General features: G+C 41.9%; 13 protein-coding genes. 9 read left to right on the forward strand and 4 right to left on the reverse strand.

Annotated elements, in window-relative coordinates; all coding sequences use genetic code 11:
• The first annotated feature begins 4 nt into the window (after positions 1-4).
• Together QK890_RS15960 and QK890_RS15965 are read left to right on the forward strand one after the other, a co-directional pair.
• On the forward strand, positions 5-418 hold the full coding sequence (locus tag QK890_RS15960; RefSeq protein WP_005810006.1) for a hypothetical protein: 414 nt from the start codon (positions 5-7) through the stop codon (positions 416-418).
• Positions 419-446: 28 nt separating this feature from the next.
• Positions 447-899 (forward strand): hypothetical protein, encoded by a 453-nt coding sequence (locus QK890_RS15965; protein WP_005775786.1) that lies wholly within the window; start codon positions 447-449, stop codon positions 897-899.
• A gap of 170 nt (positions 900-1069) precedes the next feature.
• Here QK890_RS15965 and mazG read toward each other — a convergent pair whose 3' ends face one another.
• Both mazG and QK890_RS15975 read right to left on the reverse strand, forming a co-directional pair.
• Positions 1070-1855 carry a nucleoside triphosphate pyrophosphohydrolase gene (gene mazG, locus QK890_RS15970; RefSeq protein ID WP_005775787.1) on the reverse strand — a complete coding sequence of 262 codons (786 nt, stop codon included), beginning with the start codon at positions 1853-1855 and terminating at the stop codon, positions 1070-1072.
• A gap of 2 nt (positions 1856-1857) precedes the next feature.
• Positions 1858-2922, reverse strand: a complete 1065-nt coding sequence (locus tag QK890_RS15975) for a DUF3810 domain-containing protein (RefSeq protein ID WP_032531808.1) — start codon at positions 2920-2922, stop codon at positions 1858-1860.
• 116 nt (positions 2923-3038) lie between these two features.
• On the opposite strand from QK890_RS15975, the gene QK890_RS15980 reads away from it, so the two are divergent.
• Both QK890_RS15980 and QK890_RS15985 read left to right on the forward strand, forming a co-directional pair.
• Positions 3039-5669, forward strand: a complete 2631-nt coding sequence (locus tag QK890_RS15980; protein WP_032531809.1) for a valine--tRNA ligase — start codon at positions 3039-3041, stop codon at positions 5667-5669.
• 116 nt (positions 5670-5785) lie between these two features.
• Entirely contained in the window at positions 5786-7681 is a 1896-nt protein-coding gene (locus QK890_RS15985; protein ID WP_367627456.1) for an ATP-binding protein, read from the forward strand.
• Positions 7682-7704: 23 nt separating this feature from the next.
• Here the strand turns inward: QK890_RS15985 and QK890_RS15990 are convergent, their stop codons facing one another.
• Positions 7705-8286, reverse strand: a complete 582-nt coding sequence (locus tag QK890_RS15990; RefSeq protein WP_032539651.1) for an RNA polymerase sigma-70 factor — start codon at positions 8284-8286, stop codon at positions 7705-7707.
• A 104-nt stretch (positions 8287-8390) separates the two neighbouring features.
• Here QK890_RS15990 and QK890_RS15995 point away from each other — a divergent pair, with 104 nt between their 5' ends.
• From QK890_RS15995 to QK890_RS16015, 5 genes are all read left to right on the forward strand, one after another.
• Entirely contained in the window at positions 8391-9413 is a 1023-nt protein-coding gene (locus tag QK890_RS15995; RefSeq protein ID WP_032539650.1) for a FecR family protein, read from the forward strand.
• 251 nt (positions 9414-9664) lie between these two features.
• Positions 9665-12967 (forward strand): SusC/RagA family TonB-linked outer membrane protein, encoded by a 3303-nt coding sequence (locus QK890_RS16000; RefSeq protein ID WP_032539649.1) that lies wholly within the window; start codon positions 9665-9667, stop codon positions 12965-12967.
• A gap of 13 nt (positions 12968-12980) precedes the next feature.
• The gene (locus tag QK890_RS16005; RefSeq protein ID WP_005809982.1) at positions 12981-14501 is read left to right on the forward strand and encodes a SusD/RagB family nutrient-binding outer membrane lipoprotein; all 1521 of its coding nucleotides are present in this window, start codon (positions 12981-12983) and stop codon (positions 14499-14501) included.
• Positions 14502-14589: 88 nt separating this feature from the next.
• On the forward strand, positions 14590-15618 hold the full coding sequence (locus QK890_RS16010; protein WP_032531830.1) for an endonuclease/exonuclease/phosphatase family protein: 1029 nt from the start codon (positions 14590-14592) through the stop codon (positions 15616-15618).
• 83 nt (positions 15619-15701) lie between these two features.
• Positions 15702-16775 carry a metallophosphoesterase gene (locus QK890_RS16015; RefSeq protein ID WP_032539648.1) on the forward strand — a complete coding sequence of 358 codons (1074 nt, stop codon included), beginning with the start codon at positions 15702-15704 and terminating at the stop codon, positions 16773-16775.
• 205 nt (positions 16776-16980) lie between these two features.
• On the opposite strand, the gene QK890_RS16020 is transcribed toward QK890_RS16015, so the two are convergent.
• Positions 16981-17556 carry an RNA polymerase sigma-70 factor gene (locus QK890_RS16020; RefSeq protein WP_005775800.1) on the reverse strand — a complete coding sequence of 192 codons (576 nt, stop codon included), beginning with the start codon at positions 17554-17556 and terminating at the stop codon, positions 16981-16983.
• Positions 17557-17638: the final 82 nt, after the last annotated feature.

Below are 17638 nucleotides of genomic sequence, written 5' to 3' on the forward strand. Positions count from 1 at the left end.
CATAATGTCTAAGAAGAAGAGAGGAGAAGAACGTATGAAAGAAGAAGATAACATATTGAAGAAAGTGGGGAGGGAGAATTCCTTTAAAGTACCTGAGGGATACTTTGAAAACTTGACTTCAGAGGTGATGGGTAAACTTCCGGAAAAAGAGAAGCCTGCTTTTGAAGAAGTGAAGCAACCCACAATGTGGACTAGGGTGAAACCTTTATTCTATATGGCGGCTATGTTTATAGGAGCTGCATTGATTATCCGTGTGGCTTCTTCAAATCACCAGCCGGCAACGGTGGATGATCAACTGACTGCAAATGATGCAGGAACCGAAGTTGTTTCGGATGAATATATTGATGTAGCACTGGATCGCTCGATGCTGGACGATTACTCTTTGTACGTCTATCTCAGTGATGCTACAGCTGAATAAGTAAACTAAACTGATTTAATAAAGCAAAATGAAGAAACTGATTATTCTATTGATTATAGTTTGTAGTTGTATCCCGGCACTGAATGCCATGGGAGATCCTAACCAACATTTGTCACCCGAAGAATTCAGGGCCAAACAACGAGCATTTATAACAGAAAAAGCCGGTTTGACTAAGGAAGAGGCAGCAAAGTTCTTCCCGGTTTACTTTGAATTACAGGACCGGAAAAAACAACTGAATGACGAGGCCTGGAAGTTGCTTCGTAGTGGCAAAGATGATAAAACCACTGACGCACAATATGGAGAAATATTGGAAGGGGTATACGATGCCCGTATTGCTTCAGACCGTCTGGATAAAACTTATTTTGAGAAGTTTAAAAAGATACTTCCGTGTAAGAAAATTTATCTGATACAGCGAGCGGAAATGCGTTTTCACCGAGAGTTGTTGAAAGGGGTTCGTGATAACAAAGGAAAGAAAAAATAGAATGAAAAATTGCTTTCCTGCAAGAGCGGGAGAATTTACCACAGACTTAACGGATTGCACAGATAAACACTAATTGGGGATATTTATTGATCCGTCAATTACATACTCTGCGCAATCCGTTAGTTTGCAGTGGAATTTTGGTATTATCCTTTTAGAGGAGAGAGGACTTTTTACAGTCCTTTCTTTTTGGCTTCATCCCAGATTGCATCCATTTCTGCGAGAGACATCTCTTTCAGGTTTTTGCCTTCCTTAATGGTGTGTTCTTCCAGATAGTTGAATCGGCGGATGAATTTTTGGTTTGTACGTTCTAAGGCATTGTCCGGGTTGATCTTGTAGAGACGGGCAGCGTTGATGAGGCTGAACATGACATCACCGAATTCGGCTTCCGCCTTATCTTTGTCCATATGGGCTATTTCTACCTGAAATTCTGCAATTTCTTCTTTGACTTTTTCCCAGACTTGCTCTTTTTCTTCCCAATCGAATCCTACATTACGTGCTTTGTCCTGCATCCGGTAAGCTTTGATAAGTGAGGGTAGGGCAGTAGGGACTCCGCTTAATACAGTTTTATTTCCGTCCTTTTCTTTTAGTTTCAGCTGTTCCCAGTTTTCGGATACTTGTCCGGCTGTGTCGGCTTTTACTTCTCCGAAAACATGTGGATGGCGGAAAATCAGTTTTTCGCAGAGTTTGTCACAAACATCTTTCATGTCGAAATCACCGGTTTCTGAGCCTATTTTTGCATAAAAGGCCACGTGCAGCAATACATCTCCCAACTCTTTACAAATATCTTTTTTGTCATCGCGCATCAATGCGTCGCACAATTCGTAAGTCTCTTCGATAGTATTGGGGCGCAGACTTTCGTTGGTCTGTTTGCGATCCCAGGGACATTTTACCCGAAGTTCGTCGAGTATATCCAGGAAGCGCCCGAAGGCTTCCATCTGTTCTTCTCTTGTATGCATGTTTATTCTTTATTTGATTCTTTTTTCCATTCGTTGTATGAAATCAGCAGACCGATGACTTCCGAATAGTTTTTCCGTCCGCTTTCTATTTTGTTTCCTTTCAGATATAAGTCATATATCCAATCTTGAATATCACCTATCAACGGGCTATATTTAGCCATCCAATACTCTTGATCCTTCCGGGCGAGTTCGATGATTTCCGGACGTATCCGACTGAATAATTCCCGGTATTCATTTTCTGTCATCAATCTGCGGGCATTAGCAAGCACATGTCCCAGGATAGAGAAGTAACCGCTAAAGCGGATTTCTCTATTTGTAGAACGTGTGCAGACCTGATAGGCGTAAAAGTTGGCTTCCGCTTCACTGGTTATACCCAATAAGTGGGCCAGTTCATGCGTATAGGTTGCCGGATATTGTGGAGGTAACAAGTCACCATTCAGCGTGAACTCACAGAAAAACGGTCCCATGCTTCCTGTTACTCCTACCATTGAAATAAGTGGAGTGAACAACATTGTTTTGACCTGTGGCATGGAGTGTGGAGGATGGTGTACGCCGAGACTGTCACTGATCAGACTGTACTGGCTGACTGCCTCTTTACAGATGGTTTCCTTGTCGATCCGGGTTATGGGAACGTATGATTCATTCAGTAAATAGATGTATTGGTTTACAAAGTGGTCAAAATTTTCCGGAGTATAGGTAATATATGGTATCCCTGTACGCTCGTAGAAGTTTCTTTGCGAATAGTTGAGTCCCCATGCCAGGTAAAACCATACATAGATCCATGCCAGATATTCCGTATCCCTTCTCAGGATTGTTTTCCAACTTAACTTTTGGCGGATGCGTGCGTATACCGGATAAAGAATAATCCCTGTAATACTGAATGCTATGAACAGGTCACCCAAAGCAAAAGGAAAGAAATTGGAAAAACCGGACAGGACGTACGAGATAACAGGATAGACCGAGCGTGCATATCCTTCCCCCATTGCCGGGATCGCCTGAGTGACCCAGACAAGGATAATTAAAGTTCCTAAAACAGAGTACCGTATGACTCGCTTTTTGCTTTTCATTGCTACTTCTTTCTTTCGAGGAACAAAAGTACATATTCCTGTCCCTATATTCTACTTATTTTTATTAATTTTGCGCCAATCTTTCGCAATAAACTAATAAAATAGATATATACAACATGGAATTAGCAAGTAAGTACAGCCCTGCTGACGTGGAGGGAAAGTGGTATCAGTATTGGCTGGACCATAAATTATTCAGTTCGAAACCCGATGGACGTGAACCTTACACCATCGTTATTCCGCCGCCTAACGTCACCGGTGTGCTGCATATGGGACACATGCTTAATAATACCATTCAGGATATCCTCGTTCGTCGTGCACGTATGGAAGGCAAGAATGCTTGTTGGGTGCCGGGAACCGACCATGCCTCTATCGCTACCGAAGCAAAGGTGGTGAATAAGTTGGCTGCACAGGGTATTAAAAAGACTGATCTGACTCGTGACGAGTTTCTGAAGCATGCTTGGGCATGGACAGATGAACATGGTGGGATTATCCTGAAACAGCTCCGTAAGTTGGGGGCATCCTGTGACTGGGACCGTACTGCTTTTACTATGGACGAAAAGCGTAGCGAAAGTGTGCTGAAAGTATTTGTAGACCTTTACAAGAAGGGACTTATTTACCGTGGCGTGCGTATGGTAAACTGGGACCCGAAGGCATTGACAGCTTTGTCTGACGAGGAGGTGATTTACAAAGAGGAGCATGGAAAGCTGTATTATCTGAGATATAAGGTAGAGGGTGAAGACAGTTATGCCGTTGTTGCGACTACTCGTCCGGAGACGATTATGGGCGATACCGCTATGTGTATCAATCCGAATGACCCGAAAAATCAGCACCTGAAAGGTAAGAAGGTTATTGTTCCGCTGGTAGGCCGTGTCATCCCGGTGATTGAGGATGATTATGTAGATATCGAATTCGGTACAGGATGTCTGAAAGTGACTCCGGCACATGACGTGAATGACTATATGCTGGGTGAGAAGTATAACTTGCCAAGTATTGATATTTTCAATGATAACGGGACTATCAGCGAAGCTGCCGGTATGTATATCGGTATGGACCGTTTTGAAGTTCGCAAACAGATTGAGAAAGATCTTGAAGCCGCCGGATTACTTGAAAAGACGGAGGCATATACCAATAAAGTCGGCTATTCTGAACGTACCAATGTAGTGATAGAGCCTAAACTCTCTATGCAGTGGTTCCTTAAGATGGAGCATTTGGCTCAGATTGCCCTTGAGCCGGTGATGAAGGATGAGATTAAGTTTTATCCTGCCAAATATAAAAATACTTATCGTCATTGGATGGAGAACATCAAAGACTGGTGTATCAGTCGTCAGTTGTGGTGGGGACACCGCATCCCGGCTTACTTCCTTCCGGAAGGCGGATATGTAGTAGCCGTTACTGACGAAGAAGCATTGAAACTGGCTAAAGAAAAAACAGGCAACGATCATCTGACAATGGCTGACCTTCGTCAGGATGAAGATTGTCTGGATACTTGGTTCTCTTCTTGGCTGTGGCCTATTTCTTTGTTCGATGGCATCAATAATCCGGGTAACGAAGAAATTAACTATTACTATCCTACCAGTGACCTGGTGACCGGTCCGGATATTATCTTCTTTTGGGTGGCTCGCATGATTATGGCAGGCTATGAGTATGAAGGTAAAATGCCGTTTAAAAATGTATATTTTACGGGTATTGTCCGCGACAAATTGGGACGTAAAATGTCCAAGTCGCTCGGCAACTCACCGGATCCGTTGGAGTTGATAGAGAAATACGGAGCAGATGGTGTACGTATGGGGATGATGCTTTCGGCTCCTGCCGGAAACGACATTCTTTTTGATGATGCACTTTGCGAACAGGGACGTAATTTCTGCAATAAAATATGGAATGCTTTCCGACTGGTGAAAGGTTGGGAGAATGGAATGGGAACAATCGATATTCCGGCGGATGCACACCTGGCTGTACAATGGTTTGACCAAAGACTGGATGCTGCCGCAGTTGAGGTAGCCGATTTATTCAGCAAGTACCGTTTGAGCGAAGCGTTGATGCTGATTTATAAACTGTTCTGGGATGAATTTTCTTCATGGTTGCTCGAAATCGTGAAACCTGCTTATGGACAACCTGTAAACGGATTTATCTATTCAATGACTTTGAGTGCTTTCGAACGTCTGTTGGCTATGCTCCATCCTTTCATGCCATTTATTACGGAAGAATTGTGGCAGCAGTTGCGTGAGCGTGAGCCGGGGGCAAGTCTGATGGTAGAACCGTTGGCAGAAGTCGGAGAAGTGAACGAGGAGTTTTTGAAACAATTTGAAACGGCTAAAGAGATAATCAGTAGTGTGCGTGCCATCCGTTTGCAAAAGAATATTGCAATGAAAGAACCGCTTGAGTTACAAGTGGTAGGAGTAAACCCGGTAGAGAAAATGAACCCTGTTATCTTTAAAATGTGTAACTTGTCTGCTATTCAGGTAGTGGATGTAAAAGCTGACGGAGCTTCTTCATTCATGATCGGAACGACTGAGTTTGCAGTCCCCTTGGGTAATATGATCGATGTGGAAGCTGAGATAGCACGTATGGAAGCCGAACTGAAACATAAAGAGGGCTTCTTGCAGGGCGTTTTGAAGAAACTCAGCAATGAGAAATTCGTGAGTAATGCGCCGGCTGCCGTTATTGAAATGGAACGCAAGAAACAGGCTGATGCCGAAAGTATCATTAAATCGCTCAAAGAGAGTATTGCATCTCTGAGAAACGCGTAAGAAGATCTTTTTAGAAGATAAATATAAAAGGGCACTCTAAAATAATAGGGTGCCTTTTTCTGTATACGAATAATAATGATACCTTTGTCACCGATTTTAGCAATCGACCGTTACAAATGAAACAAATGCAATTCAGATATTTCTGTTTCCTTCTGATTCTGTTGGGAGGAATGAACTGTCGGCTATCGGCTCACAAGGACAGGTCCGGTGGAGATGTGTTGTTTCTGAATTCTATTAACTTTAATCTTCCCTGGGCAAAAAGTATATATTGGTATGTACATCAGGAATTGCAGAAGGAAGATGTTGCCGTAACGGCTGAATCTCTGTCTGTACCAGCCCTTTGTAGCCGTAAAGAGGCAACTGCAATTGTAGAACAGTTACGTCGAAAGCATGATATACCTCCTCGATTGGTTGTTTTTATAGGTGACCCGGGATGGATTGTCTGTCGGGAGCTTTTTGATGATGAATGGAGAGATGTGCCGGTCATCATTACTAATGCCCGGGACCGCTTGCCGGCAACACTTGATGTTTTGCTGTCTCACGAACCGTTGACTGATACCAATACCGTTCCGGCTAAAGAATGGCGCAAAGGATATAATGTGACTACATTGGGGCAAACGTATTATGTAAAAGAGACTATCGAACTGATGCGGCAAGTGATGCCCGGGATGAAACGAGTTGCTTTTATATCCGATGACCGATATATCAGTGAGGCAGTTCGTGGTGATGTCAGTCAGGCTGTGGGCAGATACTTCCCGGAGCTGAGTCTGGAGCAGTTGTCAACCAAAAATATTTCTACTGAAATGCTGCTCGATACTTTGAGCGGATATGATAAAAACACCGGATTGATTTATTATTCGTGGTTTGAATCGCATAACCAAGACGACAATAACTATTTGTTTGATCATATTCAAGAGATTATTACCCGATTTGTGCACTCTCCCCTGTTTTTGCTGGCTGCTGAGGATTTATCCAATAACACATTTGCGGGAGGGTATTATGTATCGGTGGAGGCATTCGGAGATTCATTATTGCAACTGATTGAACGTGTGTTGAAAGGAGAGCAACCCCGCGAAATTCCGTCTGCATTAGGGGGTGAGCCGGCCGCTTATCTTTGTTATCCGGCTTTGCAGTCCTACCAAATCCCTGTTTCGCTTTATCCGGAAGGGGCTGTATATGTCAATCTTCCTATGAGTTTCTTTGAGCAGTATAAAAAGGAGATTTTACTAACGGTATTTGTTGTGCTTCTGGTAGCAGGTGCCATTGGCTTTTATATTCATATTCTTAAGAAAACTCATCAACGCCTGGAAGAGGCACGTCTGAAAGCGGAGGAGGCTAATCAATTAAAATCAGCTTTTCTTGCGAATATGAGTCATGAAATACGTACCCCTCTGAATGCTATTGTCGGTTTTTCAAACCTGCTTTCGCAGGTAGAAGATAAAGAAGAGATGAAAGAATATGCCGATATCATTGAAACCAATACAGATCTTCTGCTTCAACTGATCAGCGATATTCTGGACATGTCGAAGATCGAGTCCGGAATGTATGATTTTCATATAACCCGTGCGGATGTCAATCAAATGATGTCGGAGATAGAACAAGTGGGTAAACTGCGTATCAAATCGGAAGAACTCGTTCTAACTTTTGACGAACAATTGCCCCAATGTATTTTATATACTGATAAGAATCGGCTGACACAAGTCATTATTAATTTGTTGACCAATGCGATTAAGTTCACTTCCGGAGGGGAGATACGGATGGGATATCGGTTGAAAGATGCCGCAACATTATATTTTTATGTGTCTGATACAGGCTGTGGCATGTCTACCGAACAGTGTGAGCATGTGTTTGAACGTTTTGTCAAATATAATCCTTTTATACAAGGTACCGGGCTGGGACTATCTATCAGCCGGATGATTATTGAAAAACTGGGAGGTGAGATCGGGGTTACCTCCGAGGTTGGTAAAGGCTCTCTTTTTTGGTTTACTTTACCCTACCGGACTTCTGTATAGTATTTGCTGAATGCTCCGCTGTTTTAACGCAGCAGGAAGGATAGCAGGACGGGCAGATAATCTTTCAGATCGATGCGCAGTTGTTTCAGTGCCTGCTGAATCCGGTAATCTATCGTTTTGGGAGATACTCCTAAGCGTTCGGCTATTTCGTTGTAGGTCAGATTCTGGAAACGATTGAGCTCGAATGCTTCGCGGATATTTTCCGGGAGTCGTGCCAAAGCTTCTTCTATTTTCTCGGTTAATTCTTGCATGACGTAGAAATCGGGATCATCATACTGTGATTGGAGATTGTCGAAAATCATCTTTTCGATTCTTTGTTTGACTTCGTTCCGATTGATAAGAGTCAGGCAACGATTTTTAACAGCTTTGAACAAGTAACTTTTCAAAGAAGTTTCAAATGCCTGCATCTCTTTATTTTCCCAAAGCCAGACCATTACATCCGATACAATCTCCTGTCCGTCGTCCGGTTCCACAAACAGCTTGGCGTAAGCGCACAAGGCGGGATAGTGCCGGAGAAACAGCGCTTCAAATGCGTCTTCATTTCCCTGTTGTATCTGATAAAAAAGAATTTCGTCGCTTGTTGTATGCGATGTATTGTTGTGCATGTAAACCCTCGTTTTGGGCAAAAATAATATTTTTTTCAAAAAAAATACGTTTTTAGGTTAGGAGATTTCTGATTTCATTCGTCTTATCTATAAAAGCACGAATTATGGATGAATTCTATTACATAAATGAGTCAATTCTTTTAAGCTATTTTGCCGGGGAGCTTCCTGCTGACAGACAAAAGGAGGTAGAAGAGTGGATCGCTACTTCGGAGGAGAATACGAAGACAGCACGGGATATTTTTCAGCTTTACCGGGCAGCCGATACATTGAACTACATGAAGCATGTAGATTCTGTTGGGGCTTTCCATCAGGTAAAGGACCGAATACACAAACATCAACATAGAGTTTCATGGATGGTGTGGGGGCAGCGTATTGCTGCTTGTTTAGCTTTGCCGCTGCTTGCCACCACCCTTTATCTGATTTTGAAAAACTCCCCCGTGGAGTATGTGGAGATACGGACAAATCCCGGTATGGTTGCTGAAGCGAATCTGCCGGATGGAACTAAAGTTTGGCTGAACTCGGGATCTTCACTTAAACATCCTACCAGGTTCACAGGAGATATACGTAACGTAGAACTTGATGGAGAGGCTTACTTTGAGGTGCATAGAGATAAAAGTAAGCGATTTATTGTTAATACGCCTTTCCGTATTCAGACTGAGGTTTTGGGTACGGAGTTCAATATAGAGGCTTATCGGACGGACAGTGTGGTAAGAACTACCTTAGTATCGGGCTCTGTGAAATTGTCATTTCTGGGTGAGGGTGACAAGCAACGGACCTTTGTGATGAAGCCTGATGAGGAGTTTATCTATAATCCGAAAACACGTACAGTGAGGACCGACAAACCTTATGTGAAAACTTATACGGCCTGGAAAGACGGTCAGGTGGTATTTAGGAATACCCCGCTGTCTGAGGCTTTGAAAATACTTACCAAGCGGTTTCATGTGGAGTTTATCGTAAAAGATTCTACTCTTTATGGAAATTCATTTACCGGAGTATTCAGCGAACAGCACTTACCTCTGATTCTTGAACACTTCAGGCTTGCTTCGGGCATACAGTATAGATTTATAGAACTGGAACATAACACACAGCAGACAATACAGCAGAAAATGAAAATAGAGCTATATTGACCATTTGAATATTAAACTTTTAAAATCTGATACCTATGACAACACGTCCACCTTAAAACAAAAAAACATACAGGAAAATATTGGCGTATTTTCCTGTATGAAAGTCCACCGTCCGCTTGTTTGGCGACAAGTTGTGCGGTTAATAGAATTTTTTAAATCAAAATCACTACAAATCTATGACAATTTACTTAAACTTCCAATTTTTCGGGAGGCAGAATATCTTTTCGCTTCTGAAAAAAATACCTTTGTGTATGAAACTATCAGCGATCATGTTGTTTGTCTTTGCCAGTATGGCATTTGCGGCTAAGGGTTATAGCCAGTCAGTACGTGTGACATTGAATGTCAGCAACAGCAGTCTTCAGAAAGTGCTGGATGAAATAGAGAAGCAGTCGGAATACCACTTTTTCTATAATAATAAGCAGGTGGATATCTCTCGGAGTGTGACTATTAAAAGTACTCAAAAAGAGATCAGCCAAGTTTTGAATCAGCTGTTTGCCGGTACGGATATCGGTTATAAAATATTGGAGAATAGTATTATCCTGTCTCCTAAACAGATTTTGGAAACGACTGCTGCACAACAGCAGACCACTAAAAAGATAAAGGGACTGGTTACTGATGAGGCCGGTTTACCCATTATCGGAGCTAATATTAAAGAAAAGGATTCCGGAAACGGGACGATTACAGATGTCAACGGTAACTTTAGTCTTTCTGTAGGAACTAAAAGCTCAATTATCATTTCGTATATCGGGTACATCACCAAAGAAGTTCCTGTGGGTAATAATACTTCACTTACTGTTCGGTTGGCCGAGAACACGAAACTGCTCGATGAGGTTGTTGTAACGGCATTAGGTATCAAGCGCGAAGAGAAGGCTCTGGGGTATGCCGTGCAAAAAGTGGACGGAGATCGGCTGGCTGCTGTAAAAACAGTGAATGTTGCTACTTCGTTAACGGGCAAGATTGCCGGATTGAATGTAAAAAACAGTACAGAGTTCAATACAGCTCCTTCACTCTCGTTGCGTGCATCTGCCCCCCTGTTAGTTATCGACGGTGTACCTTATGGTAATGTGGGATTGAATGATATAGCAGCTGATGATATCGAATCGGTTGATGTCCTGAAAGGAGCTACGGCTTCGGCACTCTATGGTGCCCGTGGAGGTGCCGGTGCAGTGATGATTACCACTAAAAAAGGTAAGGAAGAAGGATTGAATGTGACTGTAAACAGCAGTACCATGTTTGCAGCCGGATATCTGAGAAAGCCGGAGGTACAAACTTCATATAGTTCCGGGTCGCAGGGGACTTATTCCACCGGAGGATATGTATGGGGAGACAAACTGGACATCGGACGTACAGCATTGCAATATGATCCGTATACTCACGAATGGGTGGATATGCCTTTGGTTTCGAAAGGTAGAAATAACTTAAAGAACTTTCAAGAATTGAGTTTGGTGACAAACAACAATGTAAGTGTATCCCAGAAAGGTAAATATGGTAGCGTACGTACTTCATTGACCCATGTATATAACAAAGGGCAGTATCCGAATCAAAAATTGAATAAGATTACTTACTCAGTATCGGGCGATATGAAATGGAAGAAATTTTCTTTTGACGGAGGTCTGACTTATAACAAACGTTTCTACCCCAACGATATGGGAGCCGGATATGGTGGAAGTGGTTTCCTTTATAATTTGTTGGTATGGTCAGGGGCTGAGTATGATATACGGGACTATAAAAATTACTGGATTAAACAGGATGAACAGCAGAACTGGATGGATACCAAATGGTATGATAATCCATATTTCATTGCGAACGAAATTACGCGTTCAAGCGATTATGATTTGATTAACGGATATCTTTCTGCCAATTATGATTTTACTCCTTGGTTGAACTTATCACTGCGTTCGGGGCTGGACTCGTATTCACAGAAAAAAGAGTGGCGGAATGCTGTAAGTGCTGTGGGTGGTTGGCATAAACAGGGTTATTATGGTCTGCAACGCTTAGGCGGATATAGTTTAAACAATGACTTGATACTGTCTGCCGATCATAAATTCGGTAATTTCAATGTCGATGGTTTCGTGGGTGGAAACGTTTATTACTGGAAGAGTGATAATATTTTGGCTGAAACACAAAATGGTCTGAAAATTCCGGGATATTACTCATTGAAATCATCTGTAGACCCGTTGAAAACAACCAGTGGTATTACTAAAAAACTGGTGACCAGTGTATATGCAAAAGCTTCTGTTTCGTGGAAGAGTACTTTATTTCTGGATGTAACGGGACGTAATGACTGGTCATCTTCCTTGCCGTCGGAGACACGATCTTATTTCTATCCGTCTGTGGCCAGCAGTGTTGTGCTTTCGCAGTTTATCCCAATGCCTAAATTTATTGATTTCTGGAAAGTGAGAGGTGCATGGACACAAACTAAGAGTGACCTGGGAGTATATGATACTAACAATACTTATAGTGTGTCTACCGATTTGTGGAATGGTGAGAGTGCTGCATATTATCCCACATCTATCCGTGGTGTTGCGGTGAAACCTTCGGCTACACGTTCTTATGAAATCGGTACGGCAGTCCATATGTTTAAAAATCGTCTGAAAGTAGACTTTACTTATTATAATAAGCTCTATTACAATCTGACTCGTAGTGCCGGCATCAGCAACTCTTCCGGATTTACGTCTACATTGATCAACATTGATGAAGAATATGTGGGTCGTGGGGTAGAATTGACCCTGTCAGGCGATATTATCAGAACAAGAGACTGGAATTGGGAGTCGGCTTTCAACTGGTCACGTGACCGTTGGTATTATACCAAAATAGACCCGGTATATTCTACACAGAAGCCTTGGGTAGCTGTCGGTAAACGTTGGGATTGGTACGGAATTTACGATTGGGAACGCGATCCTCAAGGAAATATTATCAATTACAATGGTTATCCTAAACAGAGCGATTACCAGTCGGTTATCGGTTATGAATATCCTGATTGGATATGGGGCTGGACGAATACGATAACTTACAAGAATTTCACTCTCTCCTTTACACTTGACGGACGGGTAGGAGGTATGGCACACTCGAAAACCAATCAGGCGATGTGGAACTCGGGGGCACATATTGATTCGGACAATCAGTGGCGATATGATGAAGTGGTGAATAAGAAGACCAATTTTGTAGGTACCGGAGTGAAAGTCGTTTCCGGGAGTGTAGATTACGATTCGAACGGAAAAATTATCCATGACGATCGAGTATTTGCTCCGAACGACGTACAAGTATCTTACGAGTCGTATATGAAAAGTACTAACCCGTATATAGGTACCGTGACACGTCAGAATGTATTTGACGAGACGTTCTTCAAACTGCGTGACCTCTCGCTGAGCTATCAGATGCCTAAGTCTGTTTGCAACAAACTGCATATGAAAGGTTTGACACTGGCTTTTGTCGGACAAAATCTGTTTGTATGGACTAAAGAGTTCCGCTTTACCGATCCCGACAGTGACTCAGATAACCTAAGTTCTCCGTCCACCCGTTATTTAGGCTTTAATGTAAAATTGGATTTTTAAAAGATAGAATAATATGAAACGAATTAATAAATACATATCGTTGTTATTGGTAACTACCTTGCTGGCTTCTTGCGATAAGTTCGATGAAATCAACACAAATCCCGATGCAACCACTAAGGTTACCTCTTCACTGCTGGCGACCGGATTACTTTTGGATATTACATCGTCCAGTGCCAGTAAATCATTTATATATGACGATCTGCTTGCCAAACAGATGGCATGGGGCGAAAGTATGGAAGATTACCAGTATAATGTGTTCGGACGTTCCGGTTTCGGAGGATACACGACACTGATTAATGCACAGAAGATGGTCGAATCTGTTACGGATGATAATGTGAATGCATACGATGGTCTGGCGCATTTTATAAAGGCCTACAAAATATTCTATATGTCGATGGAAATGGGTGACCTTCCTTACGAGGAGGCTTTGCAAGGTGAATTAGGGTTGGTGCGCCCTAAATACAATACCCAAAAGGAAGTGATGGGGTTTGTTTTGAGTGATCTGGAAAGAGCATACGAATTATTTTCCTCAGCTAAAGATTTTGATGGTGATCCGATTCTGGGAGGTAGTATCAGCAAATGGAAGAAAGCGACTACAGCATTTCAGTTGAAAGTTCTGATGCATCTTTCGAAGAAAGAGAGTGATGTAGATTTGAATGTGAAAGAACGTTTTGCCCGGATCGTGGCATCGGGTAGCTTAATGGAATCAAACGATGATAATCTTCAGATGAAATATGCGGATAAAGCGAATACTGTATATCCTTTCCATAACACAAATACTAAACACGCCGGTTATGCCATGCTTTCTACTATGCTGATTGATAAGTTTAAGGCAACCGGAGATATCCGTATGTTCTATTATGCCAAACCGGCAAAGGCTAAACTTGATGCAGGAGTGACCGCTGACAGTTGGGATGCTTATATCGGGACTGATCCGTCATTGCCTTTTGAGCAGATAGAGAAGGCTTATGCCACAGAACAATATTCTGGATTTAATGCGCGGTATACTGATTATCCTTCCGGAGAACCGGTTGTCCGATTGGGATATGCCGAACAGAATTTCATTCTGGCAGAAGCTGCCGTGAGAGGATGGATTTCGGGTGATGCAACTACTTATTACAAGAAGGCAATCAGAGCTCACATGGAGTTTATAGCTGCTAATACTCCGGATGAAGAGATCTATCATCATGGACATCCGTTGACGCAGGAAGCGATTGCGGCTTTTCTTGAAACACCGGCTATACAGTTAAGTGGTGAGAGAGAGGGAGACCTTGAGAAGATATTGACACAACGTTATCTGGCATCGTTCATGCAACATCCGTATGATGTTTATTATGACTACCGTCGTACAGGGTATCCGATATTACCGATTAATCCTGCAACCAACCGGAATACGATGAATGACAGACTGCCTATGCGCTGGATGTATCCGAAATCAGAGTCTGATTATAATCTGGAGCATCAGAACGAGGCTTTGCAACGTCAATTCGGGGGAGTAGATGACGTTAATAAACTGATGTGGATTTTGCAATAAAATAGAGTTTTAGAAGAGGTGTGTGCAGAATGGAGAGAAATGCTTTCTGTTCGCACCTCCTCTGGTTTTTAATACATTTATTAATATGATGTTGAGATATAGTTTATTAAGTATAGTCTTATGGCTATCTACTGTAATGGCTTATGGCAAGGGAAACGAAGTTAAAGTCCTCCAAATGAATATCTGGCAGGAAGGTACCATGGTGAAAGGGGGCTTTGAGGCAATAGCTGACGAGGTGGCTCGTCTGGAGCCGGATATCGTGATGTTTAGTGAAGTGAGAAACTATCATGGAAAACAATTTATTTCGCGTATACTACAGGCTTTGGAAGAACGTGGAAAGAGATATTATGGTGAAAACAGCAAGTTGGATGTAGGTATTTTATCTAAATATAAAATTGAAGAACAGGCTCCTAATTGTCCCTTGGAAGATGATGCCGGTTCCGTACTGAAAGCCCGCATACGCATTAATGGAAGAGATGTTGTTGTATATTCCGCACATTTGGATTATACACATTATGCCTGTTATCTGCCAAGAGGATATAGTGGCGTTACATGGAAAAAGTTGGATGCACCGGTACTGGATGTAGCGGTGATTGAGAAAGCCAATAATGAATCTTTGCGTGATGAAGCGATTCGTCATGTGATAGAAGATGCCCGGAAAGAAAAGGGGAATATTGTTTTATTAGGCGGTGATTTCAATGAACCTTCACATTTGGACTGGAACGAAAATACGAAGAAATTGTGGGATCATAACGGGACGGTAGTTCGGTGGGATTGTTCCGTTCTCCTTGAAAATGCGGGATTTAAAGATGCCTACCGGACAAAATATCCTAATCCGATCACACATCCGGGATTTACTTTTCCGTCTGATAATGAAGGTATAGCTGTAGAAAAGCTGTCGTGGGCACCTGACGCTGATGAACGGGACCGTATTGATTTTATTTATTTCAGGCCTGACAAAAAATTGAAATTGAAGGATGTATCTGTGGTAGGACCTTCAAAATCGATTGTCCGCAGTAAACGTATAGAGGAGAGAAGCAAAGATTTATTTATAACCCCGTTAGGGGTGTGGCCGACGGATCATAAAGCTGTAATGGCCACTTTTCTTCTGAAATAATTAGGAGGATACAGGGGTTATTGCCAGTGAGTATTTATATCTTTGCTACTTAATTTTATTTGAAATATTTAAATGTAATACTTATGAACAGGAAAAACTACTTATTAGCTTTTATTCTTTGTATGCAGACTTTATTTGTTTCTGCGCAAGTTTATCCGGTACGTGCAAAACTTACCGATAAAAATTCTTTTTCAATGATTCTGTTGCCCGATCCACAGAGCTATACAAAGTTCGATGCCAACCAACCTCTTTTTGAGTTGCAGACAGCATGGGTGGCTAATAGCATTGAGTCTCTGAATATAAAAGGAGTGCTTTGTACCGGTGATTTGGTGGAGCAGAATGAAATCCGTATTCCGGATGGAGTGAACGGGAATCAGACAAGTGAAGAACAATGGCGTGCCGCCTCGCGTGCATTTGAGCGCTTGGACGGAAAGCTGCCTTATGTGATTTGTACCGGCAATCATGATTATGGATATCAAAAAGCAGAAAATCGTTTGTGTCATTTTCCTGATTACTTTCCTTCAGAGAGAAATTCTTGTTGGAGAGAAAGTCTGGTTGCTGTAGGAAATAACTATCAGGGCATACCAACACTGGAAAATGCTGCTTATGAATTCGTGACTGATACCTGGGGTAAGATTTTAGTTGTTTCTCTGGAGTTTGCTCCTCGTGATGAAGCTTTGGAGTGGGCGAAGAAAGTGGTGGATTCACCTCGCTATAAGGATCATAAGGTGATATTGTTGACGCATTCATATCTGGCATGGACAGGAAAAATAATTGAAAAAGAGAATTATAAAATGACACCTGCCAATTATGGACAAGTTATTTGGGACAAGTTGGTTTATCCTTCAAAGAATATTTGTATGGTGATTTGTGGACACGAATGTGAGATAGCCGATTATAAGGATAATGTCAGTTTCCGGATTGATAAAAATGCATCCGGTAAAAATGTTCCTCAAATGATGTTCAATGCACAGACAGCAGATGGACAATGGTTTGGTAACGGTGGAGACGGGTGGCTGAGAATTATGGAATTTATGCCTGATGGAAAAACGATTAAAATCAAGACTTTCTCTCCTCTTTTTGCTCTCTCTCCTCTGACTTGCGATAAATCGTGGAGAACAGATTCTTATGATCAGTTTGATATTACGATAGAATAAACAGTGCATGTGTAAAGGAGGGGGTGTCGAAACTCACCATAGAGAACACAGAATAACACAGATGTGTCTTTAAGTCGTTGATGATCAATGTGAATAATCTCTGCTACTCTGTGTCCTTTGTGGTGAAAAGACTTTTGACACAACTCCTTCTTTTTATTCGGTAACTCTGCCTCCTTTTATAATGTCTATCTTTCGTCTGTGCGAACTACGCTGCCAGAAAAATTAATGCCAATGATAAGAATTCCTTGAGTTCCTTGCGTAGTAATTTCAGTGCCTGTTGTATACGATAATCTACGGTCTTAGTAGATATATTAAGGAGCTCTGCAATTTCTTTGTAACTCATATCCTTGAAGCGGTGCATGATAAATGCTTCTCGATAAGATTCCGGTAACGCTGCTATGGCTGTGTGAATCCGTTTTGTTAATTCTTCTATCTGATAGAAGTCTACATCGTAAATCATTGCCTGATTTTTTTCATAAAATAGTGTATCTGCGCGATATTTTACCTCTTTCTGCGCGATGCGGTTTAATGCACGGTGATATATCATTTTTAGAAGATATTGGCTTAGTGATGATTCAATAAGTAATATCTCACGATTCTCCCATAGCCAAAGCATCACATCCTGTACAATTTCCTCCGCATCCTCCAAATCCACAAACCGGTGGGCGTATGCACATAACGTTGGATAGTATTTTCTGAACAAGGCGTTAAAAGCCTTTTTATCCCCTTGTTGAAGTTTGGAAAGCAATAAAATCTCTTCTCTTGTCCGGTTTGGCTTCATAGATCTAAGAATTTAATTTATATACAAAGATAGTCTTTTCTTATTAAAACAAAGATTTTCTAAAAAAAAATGGAATTAAGTT

Origin of the sequence: Bacteroides sp. NGMCC 1.200775 (assembly GCF_040798045.1) — a bacterium.
GTDB lineage: Bacteria > Bacteroidota > Bacteroidia > Bacteroidales > Bacteroidaceae > Bacteroides > Bacteroides hominis.

Coding starts and splice junctions, on each gene's coding strand:
- QK890_RS15985 (WP_367627456.1), top strand. CDS start 5,786: ATGAAACAAATGCAATTCAGATATTTCTGTTTCCTTCTGATTCTGTTG.
- QK890_RS15980 (WP_032531809.1), top strand. CDS start 3,039: ATGGAATTAGCAAGTAAGTACAGCCCTGCTGACGTGGAGGGAAAGTGG.
- QK890_RS15995 (WP_032539650.1), top strand. CDS start 8,391: ATGGATGAATTCTATTACATAAATGAGTCAATTCTTTTAAGCTATTTT.
- QK890_RS16000 (WP_032539649.1), top strand. CDS start 9,665: ATGAAACTATCAGCGATCATGTTGTTTGTCTTTGCCAGTATGGCATTT.
- QK890_RS16015 (WP_032539648.1), top strand. CDS start 15,702: ATGAACAGGAAAAACTACTTATTAGCTTTTATTCTTTGTATGCAGACT.
- QK890_RS16010 (WP_032531830.1), top strand. CDS start 14,590: ATGTTGAGATATAGTTTATTAAGTATAGTCTTATGGCTATCTACTGTA.
- QK890_RS15960 (WP_005810006.1), top strand. CDS start 5: ATGTCTAAGAAGAAGAGAGGAGAAGAACGTATGAAAGAAGAAGATAAC.
- QK890_RS16020 (WP_005775800.1), bottom strand. CDS start 17,556: ATGAAGCCAAACCGGACAAGAGAAGAGATTTTATTGCTTTCCAAACTT.
- QK890_RS15975 (WP_032531808.1), bottom strand. CDS start 2,922: ATGAAAAGCAAAAAGCGAGTCATACGGTACTCTGTTTTAGGAACTTTA.
- QK890_RS15965 (WP_005775786.1), top strand. CDS start 447: ATGAAGAAACTGATTATTCTATTGATTATAGTTTGTAGTTGTATCCCG.
- QK890_RS15990 (WP_032539651.1), bottom strand. CDS start 8,286: ATGCACAACAATACATCGCATACAACAAGCGACGAAATTCTTTTTTAT.
- mazG (WP_005775787.1), bottom strand. CDS start 1,855: ATGCATACAAGAGAAGAACAGATGGAAGCCTTCGGGCGCTTCCTGGAT.
- QK890_RS16005 (WP_005809982.1), top strand. CDS start 12,981: ATGAAACGAATTAATAAATACATATCGTTGTTATTGGTAACTACCTTG.